This is a genomic window from Alicyclobacillus acidocaldarius subsp. acidocaldarius DSM 446 (genome assembly GCF_000024285.1).
Classification (GTDB): Bacteria; Bacillota; Bacilli; order Alicyclobacillales; family Alicyclobacillaceae; genus Alicyclobacillus; species Alicyclobacillus acidocaldarius.
In genome coordinates this window covers 1250629-1264912 of the sequence record NC_013205.1, presented here as the reverse complement: position 1 = coordinate 1264912, position 14284 = coordinate 1250629, and the positions used below count along the sequence as shown (strand labels likewise).

Here is a 14284-nt window from a genome sequence, read left to right as displayed (position 1 = left end):
GCAACGGGAGAGGAGGAGCCGCGTTGGACATCCGGAAGGCGACCTCAGCGGACGTCGAAGATATGCAACGACTCATTCAACACTTTGCCGATATGGGACTGATGCTGCCGCGCACCATCAAATCGCTCTGTGAACATCTGCAGTGCTTCACGGTCGCGGTGGAAGATGGGCGCGTCATCGGCGTTGGGGGATTGCACGTCCTGTGGACGGATCTCGCTGAAATCCGTTCGCTCGCTGTTTCACCTGAAGCGCACGGGAAAGGCGTGGGCAGTCAGATTGTCAAAGCGCTGTTAAAAGAGGCGGAAGACCTCGGCATCGCGCAGGTGCTCTCTCTGACGTATCAGACCCGATTTTTTGAGAAACTGAACTTTCACGTCGTGCGGAAGGAAACGCTGCCGCATAAAGTGTGGAAGGATTGCATCTACTGTAACAAGTTCTATCACTGCGATGAAGTCGCGATGGTGTACTACACGCGCCATTTCCAACCGTTGAAACAGGCCAAGGAAGCCTGAAGCGCCGTGCGGCGCCAACGCAAGAATACTATATCAAATTCAGCGCAATTGCGAAAGACCAAACCGCGGAGGCCGCGCCCCTCGTCAGGCGCGGCCGATTTTTTTGACGATGGTCTCAAATTCTTCGACATGCTGTTCGTCGATGATGAGCGGCGGAACGACCCGGATGCGTTTGGGCCCGCACGCGGTCACGAGAAGCCCGCGCTCCGCGGCGCGCTTGCGCCACGTCGACGCGTCGTCCACGTCAAACCCCCACATGAGCCCAAGGCCAGTCACGCCGTCGAAGTTTGCTTCGAGCACGCGGCGAAGCGCTTCACCCACCCGCCGGACGCGATCGAGGAAGGCCGGATCGCGCACCACGTCCACCACATAGTTCGCGACCGCCATCGCGAACGGGTTGCCGCCGAAGGTCGATCCGTGCATGCCGGGCGTGAATGCGTCCGCCACATGCTGTTTGGCCAGAATGGCTCCCGTGGGAATTCCGTTGCCAAGGCCCTTCGCCATGGTGATGATATCCGGCGACAAATCGAAGTGCTCGAATCCGAAGAAGCGCCCCGTTCGCCCCACGCCGGTCTGGACCTCGTCCACAATGAGCAGCGCGCCCAATTCCTTGGCGCGCGCGGCCAAGCTCTGGAGAAGGCCCTTGTCCACAGGCCGCACGCCTGCTTCGCCCTGCACGACCTCGACGATGCATGCCGCGGTCTTATCGTCCAGCATGTCGATGGCGCCTTCATAGGTGTCCGCCACCTCAAAGCCGGGTACAAGCGGCGTCACGCCCTCGCGGTACTTGGGGTTGGACGTCACCGACAAGGAGCCCATCGTTCGACCGTGAAAACTGTTGGGCAGCGCCACCACGCGGGTCTTCTCGGGATGCCCGCTGACGTACTGATATCGCCGGGCGAGCTTTAGGGCTCCTTCGTTGGCCTCCGTGCCCGTGTTCACGAACATGGCCCGATACGGCCCCGTGCCGCGATCCGCCAAACGGGTCAACTTTTCCGCCAGTTCCACCTGACCCTCGATGAGAAACAGGTTGGAGACGTGCACGAGCGTCCTCGCCTGCCGCTCAATCACCTCGGTCACGCCCGGATGCGCGTGGCCGAGGTTGCACACGGCGATACCCGCCGTGAAATCGAGGTACCGCCTGCCCTCGTCGTCGTACACGTACGCGCCCTCGCCTCGGACAAGGGCGATATCTCGCTTGCCATAGTTCTGAAACAGGACCTGGTCCGCCAACTGCCCCAGCGCCGTCTTCATGCCGTCACTCCTTCTGTATGCGCGGCAAGCCTCGTTCCAGCGGCTCGCCTCTCGCTCATTCCTAGCGCGGCCATTCGCACAGCCTCTTGGTCCCGGCCGTCCACCACCCAGACTTCGCGCACCCCGTGTTGGACGGCGTGCAGCACGGCGTTCACCTTGGGAATCATGCCCGTGCTGAACGCGCCCGCCTGGAGGAGGTGCTCCAGTTCACGTGCGGTCGTGTCGAGCAGCAGATCGCCCGCTTCAAAGTCGCGGTAGATGCCCGGCACGTCCGTCAGAAACACCAGCCGTGTCGCGCCGAGTGCGCGCGCGATGTGACTCGCGACATGGTCCGCGTTGATGTTGTAGGGCTGCCCAGCGGCGTCGCGGCCGAACGGCGCAATCACCGGCACCCGCCCCGATGCCACCGCCGCCCGCACCGGATCGACGCGGATAGCGGCCACGTCCCCCGTGCGATGGCGTCCCACGTCCTTCGCCACGACGACCTCACCATCGGCAAATGCGGCCACGGGCACGCCGTGCCGGGCCAAGGCTTCCGCGATGTCGCGGTTGCATTCGGCGAGCGCGGCCACCACGTGCGGCATGGCTTCCGAGGTGGTCTGCCGGAGCCCATTCACAAACGGCAACTCGATGCCCGCATCCCGAAGCCGCTTGGAAATGCGCGGCCCGCCCCCGTGCACCAATACCACCGGCCATCCTCGCCGCCTGACCTCCTGCACGGCGCCTGCGAGCGCCATCTCGGCGCCCCCTTCGAGCGACCCTCCGAGCTTGATGACGATCACGCCCATCTCACCTCACATCCACAGCGGGACGAGATTCAGACCTTCTCGCTCAGGCCAGCCAAACATCAGGTTCGCATTTTGGACGGCCTGCCCCGCCGCGCCCTTTCCGAGGTTGTCGATGGCCGTGAACACCTGAAGCAGCCGCGATCGCTCATCCCAGCGCACGGCCAGGTGGCACTCGTTGGTCCCGTTCACGGCCTTGATGTGCGGCAGCTGGCCGTCCGGCAGCAACCGCACAAACGGCTCGCGCTCACAAAACGACGCGTACCGATCATACACCATCGGCGCCTCGTCCGGCGGGATGGGAATATAGGCGCACACCAAAATCCCCCTTGGGATCGGCAAGAGCTGCGTCGTGAGGAGCACGCGCACCGCGCCGCCGAGCGCTTGTTCGATCTCGGGCGTGTGCTGATGCTGGCCCACCCGATAGGGATACACGTCGTTCGCGAGTTCGCCGAGGTGAAGATGCTCCTTCGGCGCACGCCCCGCGCCGGTGACGCCGGACTTGGCGTCGAACACGATGGGCCCCTTTACGTCGGCGAGGAGATTCCCCAGAGGCAAGACCGCGAGGGCGCAGGCCGTCGCGTAGCACCCGGGGTTCGCCACGAGCGACGCCTCGCGAATCGACTCGCGATGGCGCTCAGGCAAGCCGTAGCAAGCTTGCGCGATGGCCTCTCGCGGCAAAGGCGGCCTTCCGTACCACGCCTCGTACGCCTCCGGCGGAAGCCGGAGATCGCCGGACAGGTCGATGACCTTGACGCCTCGATCCAACCCAGCCTGCGCAATCTCCCACGCCACCCGGCCCGACTCCCCGGAGGGCAGCGCGACGAAGACGAGATCGCACAAGTCCGCGGCCTTGTGCACATCCAGGGGCTCGACGGGCGGCAGGGCGTCTGCCAGCACATGCAGATGAGGCAGATGCGCATCGAGCGGACCCGTGCGAGCGCCCGATCCTGCCAAGTACACCAGGGTCATCCGCGGGTGTCCCGCGACGAGGCGCACCAGTTCCATGCCCGCATATCCGGTGGGACCCACGATCCCGACCCGCACGTTCGACATGTATAAACATCCTCCATTCTGTATTGATATTCAGTATAGCGAATGGAGGATTCGGAGGGCAACTTCCGTTCTTTGCTAATCGCGCCCAGATCGCGGGCTCTGTGCGAATGCCCGTATCGCCGGGCCGATGTCCCATCATTTCATGCAGTAACTTCGCAAGGAGGGATGTTCGCATGGGTGCATTTGGCGGATACACCCGATGGGCTGTGGTGTTCCTGGTGATTTTCGTGCTGTTCTTTCTCCTCGTGCCGGCGGGCGTCGGCGTGTACCACACAGCGCCCGCACCCGCGCCGGTCGCGACCGTGGCGTACACCGAGTATGACGAGGTCATCGAAACGGGGCCCATGTACGGCTACGCCCCTCATCACCCCATGGCACAAGGCCCTGTCATGCACGAGGAATACCATGAGCACTACGATGCTGACGAATCGAGCAGCCTTTGAACCGAGTGCCAAGGCAAGCCCCATGGAAGCGCCACCGCGCCGTCCAGCGATTGTCGCTGGACGGCTTGCATTCTCCCCATCGCCCTGCTATGATACATATCGTCGCTTGCGTCCGTAGCTCAGTGGATAGAGCGCTGGCCTCCGGAGCCATAGGTCGGGGGTTCGAATCCCTCCGGACGCGCCAAAGGAGAAGGGCTGTCTCAAAGGTGCAAAGGCACCTTGGGGCAGCCCTTTTCGCGTGAGTTGAAACGTTCGAAGACGCAGCGGGCGCGCGGGCGACGGATCCATCGCCCACCTTACGCCCGCGCCATCGTTCGATGGTGCACAATCGCTCGAGGCTTCACTTCACCGGAATGGGCTTTGCGCGCGATCCCGTCAGCACGTCCAGGATGGCCCCCGCCTTGAAGTGGCACTCGTCCCACTCACGCTCCGGCACCGAGTCGTACACCACGCCCGCGCCCACCTGCACGTACTGCACATCCCCAATGGCGACGACACTCCGAATGAAGATGGCCGTGTTGGCATTGGCCCACGCGTCGACCATGCCGATGAATCCTCCGTACGGCCCACGCCGATACGGTTCGAGCTCGTCGATGATCTCCATGGCTCGAATCTTCGGCGCACCCGACAAGGTCCCGTTCGGAAAGGTGGTCAACAGCGCGTGGAACACGCTCACGTCGTCGCGGAGTTCCGCGGTGACGCGGGACACCAGGTGATACAGGTGGGAGTAGCGCTCCACCACCATCAGCTCAGGCACCGCCACGGTCCCCGGCTTGGCGACGCGGCCGAGATCGTTCCGACACAAATCCACGAGCATCACGTGCTCCGCGTTCTCTTTGACGTCCCGCTTCAGCTCCGCCACGAGGCGAGCGTCCTCTTCTGGAGATTGTCCGCGGCCCCGCGTCGTCCCGGCGATGGGCTTCATCTCCGCCCGCCCTCGGAGCGCGCGGAACTGCACCTCGGGGCTCGCGCCGTAGAGCACCATGCCAGGGTACTCCGCCACAAACATGTACGGGGACGGGTTCAGCCGCCGCAGACGATCGTACGCTGCAAGCGGAGGCAAGCCGCCGCGCACCTGCATGCGGGTCGAAGGAACCACCTGAAAAATGTCGCCCGCCCGAATGTACTCGATGGCGATCTCGACATTCCGGCAGTACACGTCCTTCGGAACGTCGTAGGTGATGACGGGAGCGTCCACGCCCATCTCGGCCATCTCGTCCAGAACGGGCGATATCGCAAGTCCCTCGCGGCAGACCGCGGCGATGCGCCTCTCCATCTCGTCAAGCTCCTGAGCGAGTTTCGCATCCGCCCGCAACACCGGCGCGTCGTCCTGGCGAAACACCGTGACCGTGCTCCCCGACAACTGCGCGACGGCCGCATGCCAGAGCAGGCGGATTTCGGGAAGATGGCGATCATCCTCGGCCGTCATGGGCACGCGCTCAAGATAGCGAATGGCGTCGTACGCCACGTAGCCGAGGAAACCCGCGCTGAACGACTCTCCGTCCGGGCCGCACAGCAACTCGCACAGCGCCGCTCGAATCCTGTCGAGGAGCGCCATGGGGTCTTGGGCCTGCACGTGGACCACGTCCCCGCCAACCACACTCTCCCACGGATACGGCGCACGCGAGACCTCGACACCGGCCGACCGCGCGATCGAAAACACATGAGCCGCGAGCTTCGGGTGAGCGAACACGCTGACGACGTGATCGCGCACCTGGACCTCGACGAGCGGCGCCATTCCAATGAGGCTCATCTGGTAATCGCTCTGAATGTCTTCGCGCCCGGCCTCCAGCAAAAAGACTCGCCCAGGACCGAGGTCATCGCGGAGCGCCAGGTAAAGATAATACGGATCGACGCCCATCTCAGCGGAAAGCCTTGATTGTCTCATCGTGAAATCCCCTCCGTCTCGCGATCACGCCACGTCCGCCAAAAAGTTGCGGATCATGGTCTTCCCGTGGTCGGTCAGGATGCTCTCCGGGTGAAACTGCACGCCCACCGCGCCCGTCGGCCGGTGGCGCATGGCCATGATGTAACCGTCCACCTCGGCCGTGACGACGAACGCGTCGGGAAGCGACTCGCGATCCACGACCAGGGAGTGATATCTCGTAGCCCGAAACGGAGAGGGGATGTCGCGAAACAAGGGGTCTGAACCGTTGTGGAGAATCATCGAGGTTTTCCCGTGAACCGGTTCGCGCGCGCGGACGACTTTGCCTCCGTACGCGTACCCGAGGGACTGATGGCCCAGGCACACGCCCAACAGAGGGACGCGCCCCGCGAAGTATCGAATGGCATCCACCGAAACACCCGCTTCGCGCGGGGAACACGGGCCGGGAGACACCAGGACACCTGCCGGCCGCAACGCCTTCAGCTCCTCCAAGGACACGTCGTTGCGGCGCACGACCACGTCGGCACCTAGTTCCAAACAATATTGAACGAGGTTGTAAGTAAACGAGTCAAAGTTGTCGATCATCAACAGCATGGCTATCCTCCGCTCCCCTCATCTCAACGGGCCTTTCGGCCCCCTCCGCTCGGCTGTTCTCCTCTCATCAGCCGTGATACGTCTACAATACGCCGCCCCCCGGCGCGCGTCAAGGCCGCGCCGGGAGAGCAAATACCATGTCAAACTAAATGAACTTCAACCTTTCCGTGACCACTTGATGGAGGATCGACTCATCGATCTCGTGTCGCGCGAGGGGTGCGAAGCACAGAGTCCATTCGAATGGCTCAGTACGCAATTGATGCTCAGGAAGAGGACCAGGACCACAACTCGCGCTGCCAAGCCCATGGTGAGAAAAGTCAATTCGGAGGTATCTCCAAGGACTTTCTTCTAACTCATATGGATGCCGAGCGCGCTCGAGGTCCTCCACACTGAATCTGCTCACTTGAAAATTCAAAGGTTGTGGGCCTGTTATGAACAGACCCTCCATGTATTTATTTGTAATCGAGATCCAATACACATCTGTCCGATTACCGTTCTCTTGCGGATACACATACGGGGTATAAAGTTCATCAGCCAACCTCCTATATCTCCCAATGAGTTGTGACTCCTTAGAATCGCGGTAACTCTCACCGGGTCCTCGTCCAAACCAACTCACGTATTCGAAGTCGAGGTGAATGGTCGTTAACAGTCCTATACGAGGCAAGGTTGGAGGATAAGCTCCTTCGGGTTTACCGCAAATTCGTACCATGACCAACCCACCGCGTAAGAAAATGTACTCATACTGCAACGCCATACCCCAGGAGAGCCCGGCAGGCGCGACACGCGACTCAACTAGAGCGCGCACGACGTTGTCATGTTTTTTGATTTCTATGTTTGACACGGACTCTGAGAGCCGATCGACACCGTAATCGCGCCATACTTTGGCAACCGAAAACATTTCTCGATTCGGTGGATCGTCATTATCTGTAGGCGCTCTCCAAAACGACATTGAGAGCGGTGACATAATGATTTGTGAGCCACGATATCCTACCCCAGAGATCCTCCCCCGTAGCAAATCGAACTCAACGGAGAACGAATCGTCATAGATGCATAGACTACTACCCTTTTCTACGATTTCAAATCTTGTAACCGGCCGATATATGTCGATGCTTGCATTCTGGCAACTGCGTTCAACATACTCGCAAAAACTCGCAACTTCGTGGAACGCTGGCGCATAGTCGGTTGGGTGGCGCAAAAGGAATCTTACAGTCAGAGTCAAGCACCGATCTCTGTGCCGATTAAGGATTTCGGCGCATGGTACCCTTATTTGTCCAATGCTCCTGGGTGGTACTGGCTCTAGTTCAAGTATGCCACCGGCCAACACTGACTGTTCATCCTGAAGCGACCACTCCGCTACTAGGCAATCGAGACAGAGAAAATCATAGCGGTTCTGGACCTTGATGATCCCTGATGAACGATCGAACTCAAGAACTCTTACCGGCTCAATTGCTTTCTTGTACTCGAAAAGCCCCGGCGAAGGAGTTCGGTCAGGAAATAACAGTCCGTCAATAACGAAATTTAAGTCGTTCGGAACATCTCCAAAATCACCGCCGTACGCGAAGTACGGTCTGCCATCAGATGTATAGGCCAGAATTCCGTGATCAATCCACTCCCATACAAACCCACCCTGCAACCTTCGCTGTTGATAAAATAGCTCAACGTACTCCTTAAGACCACCTGGCCCGTTCCCCATCGCATGGGCAAATTCACATAATATATGTGGTTTAGGAAGCTCCAATTCCCCAAGCCTGCTCAATTCATCGACGGATGTGTACATTGTGCTGTACACATCCATCACGGCGTGTTGTAAATCAGAACCAAGCTCTAGCAGCCTCCTTGTTTCACCTTCGTAGTGTACGGGTCTCGTCGGGTCTATGGCCCTTGCCCGTTCTGCCATGGCTCTATGGTTACGACCATACCCAGACTCATTACCAAGAGACCACATAATTACACACGCATGATTGCGGTCGCGGCAGATCATCCGCTCCAGGCGATCAACGTACGCCTGTTCCAACTGCGGGTCGTCACTCAATCGGTCCCAGTTCCCTGTCAATGCGAAGCCGTGGCACTCGAGATCAGCTTCGTCTAGAACATACAAACCGTAGCGATCACACAGATCATAGAACACAGGATGGTGAGGGTAATGACTGGTACGAACGGCATTAATGTTGTTCTGTTTCATCATCTGCACATCGCGAATCATCACATCCAGCGTCAAAGCTCGGCCCAGACGGGCGTCGTGCTCATGCCTGTTTACTCCTTTGAGCACAATAGGGACTCCATTGATCTTCAGCTGCCCATCGGCAATCTCAATTCTCCTAAATCCTACTTGTAACGCAACATGTTCCGCGTACAAGGAATCCGGATCTATTGATACCAGCAACGTATACAGGTTGGGCGTTTCCGCTGTCCACGGTCGTACGTTAGGGATCTCGGCCTCGTAAGTCGCGAATCCATCGGACAACATCGTGTTTTCAAGGATTTCACTATCCCCTATGCTATCAATCAGCTTAAACCTCAAGGGAACAGGCTTATCGCGTGATAAAATTCCCCCAATCTCCACTTCTACATGTAAACACCCTGTCCGTCCGTCAGTCCCCAAGAGTGCTCGAACCCGAACATCGGATAAATAGATCTGAGGTCTCTTCAGAATGTATACGTCTCTAAAAATCCCAGACAACCACCACATGTCCTGATCTTCAAGATAAGACTGAGCTGACCACTGACACACAACCACGACAAGTACATTGTCACCGGCATGAACAAAGTCCGTAATATCAAATTCCGAGGGCAATCGGCTACCATATCCGAAACCGATATCATGACCGTTCACGTAAACTTGATACAATCCGTCGACCCCTTCAAACCTCAAGTGTACCCTGCCTACATCGTGATGTGTCAGAAAAAATTTGGTTCTGTAACAACCCGTCGGGTTTTCCGAAGGAACCCGGGGCGGGTCAACAGGAAAGGGGTACATCACGTTTGTGTAGTGTGGCCGTCCATAGCCCTCCATCTGCCAGTTCGACGGCACGTGTATTTCTTCCCATGAGGAGTCGTCGAAATCGATCCAAGTCACGTCCGTCGGCACAGCGCGAGGATTGTCAAACAGGCGAAACTTCCACTTTCCTTCTAATGGTAACACTTGTGTCGACGCACGGTAGAATCCGCGTGCGAGCGCTTCTCGCTCTGTCGAGTGCGGTATGAAGAACGCACGAGGGGGCAACCGATAGTCCGAAGGAGGGTAGAAGCTCTCGACATATTTCTGTTCCACTCGCATTACCTCCATGCGGGTTAAGGATGGGTCTCATCCCTTTACAGAACCACTGTACATACCCGATATAAAATATCTCTGCAAAGCAACAAAGACTATCATCAGTGGTACTAGACCGATAGCCGCTCCAGCAAAAATTGGACCGTAATGTATGACATTTCCCGGTTGGTCAAGTTGCTCGAGCATAAGCGGAACGGTCGACATGTTTCTGCTATTAATTACAATCAACGGCCAGATAAAATTGCCCCATTGTTGTAGAAATGTGAGGATGCCCAACGCTGCCATAGAGGGCAGCATGTTTGGCATTACAATTCGAAAGAACGTATAAAACTCGCTGGCCCCGTCTATCCTCGAGGCCTCAAGCAATTCGGAGGGGAATGATTGCATTTGCTGCCTCATGAAGAAGACACCGAATCCATTTACAAGAAAGGGAACTATCAAACCTTGGTAAGTATTCTCCCAGTGTAATTTAGTCACAATAATGAATAGAGGAATGAGTGTCGTTTGCATAGGTATCATGATAGTGATTAGCACTACAAAGAATAGAAAAGATTTCGCCCAAAAACGGTACTTCGCAAACGCGAAGCCCACCATTGCGGAGAAAAACACCACGCTAATCGTAGTAATACCTGAGACTACAATACTATTTGCCAGGTCCCTCCACACAGGCATTGTGGACTCGAGCATACGCACATTTTGCAGGAGATGACCCCCAAACCAATTAGCAGGTGGAAAGTGAAAAATCTGACCATCAGACAAGGTTGATGCGACGTATATCCAATAAATAGGGTAAATGGACACGACAACAGCAATGACTAAAAACACATAACTAAGAACTCTGACAGGGATGCTTTCACGCACTGTAGTCGCCCCCACGAGAGACTCTTATCTGAAAATACGAGAGTATGGCAATAATCGTCGTTAAGATGTACGTTCCTGCCGAAGCGAGACCGAAGTTATAGTTCTGAAATCCTATGTTATACAAATACAACATTGGTGTTTCTGTTGCATTCCCGGGGCCACCGCCTGTTAGAATGTACGGTTCCGTGAAAAGCTGTAAGGTACCAACGGTCGATAAGATCGTACAGAAGAGAATCACCGGACGCAGCAAAGGCAAGGTGATTTGGAAGAACGTACGCACGCGTCCTGCTCCGTCGACGACGGCAGATTCATATACCTCCTCAGGAATGTTTTGAAGGCCGGACAGTATGATAATCGCGTTATATCCAGTCCATCTCCATGTCACCACAAGAAAAATAGCCAACCGTGCAGCCCACGAGTTCCCTATCCAGTTGATAGACGGCAGCCCTACAAGGTGCAGAAGGTAGTTCATCATCCCGAAACTAGGATTAAAAATTAACTGAAATGCTATCGTGTACGTTACCGCGTCCACCAGAACCGGGAAGAAGATCAGGAGCCTGAACAGCCACTTCAGCTTGAGAAAGCGCGCATTCAAAGCGACCGCTAGGAGTGTAGCAATGAACAACATAAACGGAACTTGAATAAGCAGAATGAAGGCGTCATTCAGTAGAGAAGTCCAAAACGCTGGGTCTGTTATCACGAGTCGATAATTTTGAATTCCAACCCATGTCGACTGAACAGTGGACCAGTTTTCAAAGGAGAGGACCAAAGTATCGACAATCGGATAGAGCATAAAAACAGCAAATATGATGAAAAAGGGAGTAATGAACACATAAGGTATCCACAAAGGAACGCCAGGTTGCCGCAGAAAACGCAATAGCTGCGTTAGCGAGCGAGTTCCTCTCTCTGTGACGACGGATTCTCGCTGAATAGTAGACACTTATATCACCTCAAGTTCGCTCTTGATGAAAAATGGGGAACCAGCGGAACATCAAAGTCCCGCTGGTTATATACATATTTATCCATTTGAAATGGGTTGACCAGAGATACGTGCGGCATTCGTTTCGGCAGTCTGAAGCGCTTGTTCGATATTCGCGCCCTTAAATACCGAAATGTAAGCTTGTGATAGCGGTTGAGAGTAATCCTCGAAATAGCCACCATAGTTGGTAGTCGGAATGTGCTTCGATACGGATGCGAAGAACTTATAGATCGGCATTCCGAAGTAAGGGAAATTCTGATCAAAGTCAGTACCCTTAGCCGTATAGTACGACTCCCACGAAGGGAACAGACCGTATTTCAACTGAACATTCTCTCCCGGGACGGTATACAAACAGTAATTAATGAAGTCCCAGGCCGCCTGAACATTCTTGCTGTCTTTCGTAATTGCCAAAACAGAGCCACCCGTATCAGCTTCATTGTTCCCACCAGGCGTGAATGCCGGAAGCGGAACAATGCCCCACAAACCACTTTGCTTGGGCGCACTATTCATCATAGTGCCGGCATACCAAACGGCCGACAGAATCGTGGCAACCTGTCCATTGGCAAACGCAGCGATACCGTCGTTCCACGTAGGTGCATCCGCCACAATCCCTGCCTTACCCCACTGCTGAATCACACTCATGGCCTTCTCGAGTTGAGGGTTTAAGAAATCAATATCTCCGTTCTGATTCACATAACTTCCGCCAAGCTCATTGACCAAGATCATGAGGGTCGTCTGAATGCCTTGGCTTGGCTCCGACGTGTTCTCAGCTAGCATCTTAACCTTTCCATGAAAATGTGCGACTAACTTCTTACCCGCAGCAAGGTAATCAGACCAGGTCTTAATTGAAGTTGGATTAATTCCCGCTTCGCGGAACAGGTCCTTTCGGTAATACAACGCAGCCGGCCCCAGATCCCACGGAGCAGCGTAGATATGACCGTTTTGCACAGTTACGTCCAGCGCGACAGGAGCTATATGATTTTTGATTGAGCTCATGTACGGAGTCAAATCGACAAAATCTCCCGGAAACTTATGGAGGAAAGTTTGAAAATCTCGTTGCTGAACCTGGATGATATCAGGTGCGTCTCCGGCAACAAGTTCTGGGATCACCTTCTGATACGTCCCATCCACATATTCCACGTTCACTTTAATCCATGGGTATTTTTTTTCGAATCCTGGGATCTCTGCCCTCAAGGAGTCTGCAGCATCGTTCCAGGAGGCCACCGTAATCGTCACGGGCTGGTGAGTCGAAGCGCTTTCCTGTTGGGTCGGCGCAGTGCCGGTCCTTGATGCGGTACTTGTCCCGCAGCCGGAAGCCATGATTCCCGCCATCGCTACAGATGCAGCCATTGTCGCATATCTAATCTTCTTCGCGCGCATTTTATGTCCCCCTCACATGTGTACTCGAGACCACATTGACAAAACCCGCCATCAAGATATATTCCGACTTGTTCCCTCCCTCTTGAAAACGGTTACTTACTGACAGTATAGGTAAGTATAAAGTTGAAAGTCAATACCCAATCTTTTCGGCAAATAAACCGTGGAGGGCGCAAGAATCCCCTCCACGGTTTAAGCATACTAACACCTCGAACCCGTCGACTCCCGGACGATGAGCTCCGTCTGCAGTTCGACGCTTCGAGGCCCGGACGCCACGCCTTCCACCTGATCCAAGAGCAGCTGAACCAGTTTCGCGCCCACATCCGCCTTCGGAATCCGCGCCGTGGTCAGGGCCGGCGTGGACATGCGCGCGAGTTCCACGTCGTCGATGCCAATCACGGAGACATCTTGAGGTACACGAACGCCGCGCTCCGCGAGGGCCCGAATGGCGCCGAGCGCCAACAGGTCGTTGGAGGCGGCAATCGCGGTGAACGGAATACCCTGATCCAGCATGGACGCCGTGCGCTCGTAACCCGCCGACATGGTGTCGCGCAGGTACGGGACCAGTTGAACCAACGGATCGCCGGCCACGAGGCCATGATCGCGCATCGCATCGAGATAACCCGCGTACCGCGGATTCTCCTCATGATCGTCGTATTCGCCGAGGAAGACGATGTCGCGGTGCCCCAGCTCAATCAGGTATTCGACGTTCCGCCGCATGGCCCGATACAGATCCACGTGCACGTGAGGCAGCCCAAAATCGGAGCTGCGATCTTTATAGATGCAAATTGGGATTTTGCGCGACAACTCCTTCAGGTCAACCACGTTCATGACCTCGTAGGGGGTCAGCACCATGAGGCCGTCGTAAAAGCCCTCCAAAATGAGCTTCATGTAAGCCTCGCGATCCCGCGTGACGTTGTACAGCGAAAACGTGTAACCGCGCTCCAAAGCGGCGCGCTCAATGCCGAGAAGCACCTCGTGATAGAAAGGGTTGCTCAACGAGGAAATGATGCAGGTGAACTGCCCGCACCGCTTCATCTTCAGGCTCCGCGCCATGCGATTGGGCACGTAATTCAATTCCTTGATAGCTTGGAGCACGCGCTCGCGGACGTCCGCTGCAACGTATCCGTTTTCATTCAGGACCCGCGACACCGTGGTCGGCGAAACGCCTGCCCTTCGCGCCACATCCACCCGTGTGGCCATGTCATTCCCCCCGAGTCTCGCGATCACGCCCCAAGCTTCGATGATGCCTCGAGGCCATCATGGG

The 14284-nt window shown here is 56.3% G+C and carries 12 protein-coding genes and 1 tRNA gene; 3 read left to right on the top strand and 10 right to left on the bottom strand.

Annotated elements, in window-relative coordinates:
* Positions 1-23 precede the first annotated feature (23 nt).
* Positions 24-512: an N-acetyltransferase gene (locus AACI_RS06060; RefSeq protein ID WP_008341533.1), complete on the top strand. Its 489-nt coding sequence runs from the start codon at positions 24-26 to the stop codon at positions 510-512.
* Between the two features lie 84 nt (positions 513-596).
* On the opposite strand, the gene AACI_RS06055 is transcribed toward AACI_RS06060, so the two are convergent.
* From AACI_RS06055 to argC, 3 genes are read right to left on the bottom strand one after another with little or no spacing between them, the layout of a single operon-like run.
* Positions 597-1766 (bottom strand): aspartate aminotransferase family protein, encoded by a 1170-nt coding sequence (locus AACI_RS06055; protein ID WP_012810595.1) that lies wholly within the window; start codon positions 1764-1766, stop codon positions 597-599.
* Positions 1763-2554, bottom strand: coding sequence for an acetylglutamate kinase (argB, locus tag AACI_RS06050; protein WP_041707377.1), 792 nt, complete (start codon positions 2552-2554; stop codon positions 1763-1765). The genes AACI_RS06055 and argB overlap by 4 nt, the downstream gene beginning before the upstream one ends.
* A 6-nt stretch (positions 2555-2560) precedes the next feature.
* Positions 2561-3607 carry an N-acetyl-gamma-glutamyl-phosphate reductase gene (argC, locus tag AACI_RS06045; RefSeq protein ID WP_012810593.1) on the bottom strand — a complete coding sequence of 349 codons (1047 nt, stop codon included), beginning with the start codon at positions 3605-3607 and terminating at the stop codon, positions 2561-2563.
* Positions 3608-3780: 173 nt separating this feature from the next.
* Between argC and AACI_RS06040 the strand changes: the two genes are divergently transcribed.
* Positions 3781-4050 carry a hypothetical protein gene (locus AACI_RS06040; RefSeq protein ID WP_012810592.1) on the top strand — a complete coding sequence of 90 codons (270 nt, stop codon included), beginning with the start codon at positions 3781-3783 and terminating at the stop codon, positions 4048-4050.
* A 108-nt stretch (positions 4051-4158) separates the two neighbouring features.
* Positions 4159-4234, top strand: a tRNA-Arg gene (locus tag AACI_RS06035).
* Positions 4235-4390: 156 nt separating this feature from the next.
* On the opposite strand, the gene AACI_RS06030 is transcribed toward AACI_RS06035, so the two are convergent.
* The 7 genes from AACI_RS06030 to AACI_RS06000 all read right to left on the bottom strand — a co-directional run bounded on the left by AACI_RS06030 (position 4391) and on the right by AACI_RS06000 (position 14220).
* Positions 4391-5938, bottom strand: coding sequence for an anthranilate synthase component I family protein (locus AACI_RS06030; RefSeq protein WP_012810591.1), 1548 nt, complete (start codon positions 5936-5938; stop codon positions 4391-4393).
* Positions 5939-5962: 24 nt separating this feature from the next.
* Positions 5963-6529: an anthranilate synthase component II gene (locus tag AACI_RS06025; RefSeq protein ID WP_012810590.1), complete on the bottom strand. Its 567-nt coding sequence runs from the start codon at positions 6527-6529 to the stop codon at positions 5963-5965.
* Between the two features lie 145 nt (positions 6530-6674).
* Positions 6675-9806, bottom strand: coding sequence for a glycoside hydrolase family 2 TIM barrel-domain containing protein (locus AACI_RS06020; protein ID WP_394295645.1), 3132 nt, complete (start codon positions 9804-9806; stop codon positions 6675-6677).
* Between the two features lie 27 nt (positions 9807-9833).
* The gene (locus tag AACI_RS06015; RefSeq protein ID WP_012810588.1) at positions 9834-10661 is read right to left on the bottom strand and encodes a carbohydrate ABC transporter permease; all 828 of its coding nucleotides are present in this window, start codon (positions 10659-10661) and stop codon (positions 9834-9836) included.
* Positions 10654-11601, bottom strand: coding sequence for a carbohydrate ABC transporter permease (locus tag AACI_RS06010; protein WP_012810587.1), 948 nt, complete (start codon positions 11599-11601; stop codon positions 10654-10656). Before AACI_RS06010 ends, AACI_RS06015 begins: the two co-directional genes overlap by 8 nt.
* Before the next feature lie 78 nt (positions 11602-11679).
* Positions 11680-13020 carry an ABC transporter substrate-binding protein gene (locus tag AACI_RS06005; RefSeq protein ID WP_012810586.1) on the bottom strand — a complete coding sequence of 447 codons (1341 nt, stop codon included), beginning with the start codon at positions 13018-13020 and terminating at the stop codon, positions 11680-11682.
* 198 nt (positions 13021-13218) lie between these two features.
* The gene (locus AACI_RS06000; protein ID WP_012810585.1) at positions 13219-14220 is read right to left on the bottom strand and encodes a LacI family DNA-binding transcriptional regulator; all 1002 of its coding nucleotides are present in this window, start codon (positions 14218-14220) and stop codon (positions 13219-13221) included.
* Positions 14221-14284: the final 64 nt, after the last annotated feature.

What these genes read in the sequence shown, in the direction of transcription:
- AACI_RS06055 (WP_012810595.1), bottom strand. Translation starts at nt 1,766, where the DNA reads ATGAAGACGGCGCTGGGGCAGTTGGCGGACCAGGTCCTGTTTCAGAAC.
- argB (WP_041707377.1), bottom strand. Translation starts at nt 2,554, where the DNA reads ATGGGCGTGATCGTCATCAAGCTCGGAGGGTCGCTCGAAGGGGGCGCC.
- argC (WP_012810593.1), bottom strand. Translation starts at nt 3,607, where the DNA reads ATGTCGAACGTGCGGGTCGGGATCGTGGGTCCCACCGGATATGCGGGC.
- AACI_RS06040 (WP_012810592.1), top strand. Translation starts at nt 3,781, where the DNA reads ATGGGTGCATTTGGCGGATACACCCGATGGGCTGTGGTGTTCCTGGTG.
- AACI_RS06030 (WP_012810591.1), bottom strand. Translation starts at nt 5,938, where the DNA reads ATGAGACAATCAAGGCTTTCCGCTGAGATGGGCGTCGATCCGTATTAT.
- AACI_RS06025 (WP_012810590.1), bottom strand. Translation starts at nt 6,529, where the DNA reads ATGCTGTTGATGATCGACAACTTTGACTCGTTTACTTACAACCTCGTT.
- AACI_RS06020 (WP_394295645.1), bottom strand. Translation starts at nt 9,806, where the DNA reads ATGCGAGTGGAACAGAAATATGTCGAGAGCTTCTACCCTCCTTCGGAC.
- AACI_RS06005 (WP_012810586.1), bottom strand. Translation starts at nt 13,020, where the DNA reads ATGCGCGCGAAGAAGATTAGATATGCGACAATGGCTGCATCTGTAGCG.
- AACI_RS06000 (WP_012810585.1), bottom strand. Translation starts at nt 14,220, where the DNA reads ATGGCCACACGGGTGGATGTGGCGCGAAGGGCAGGCGTTTCGCCGACC.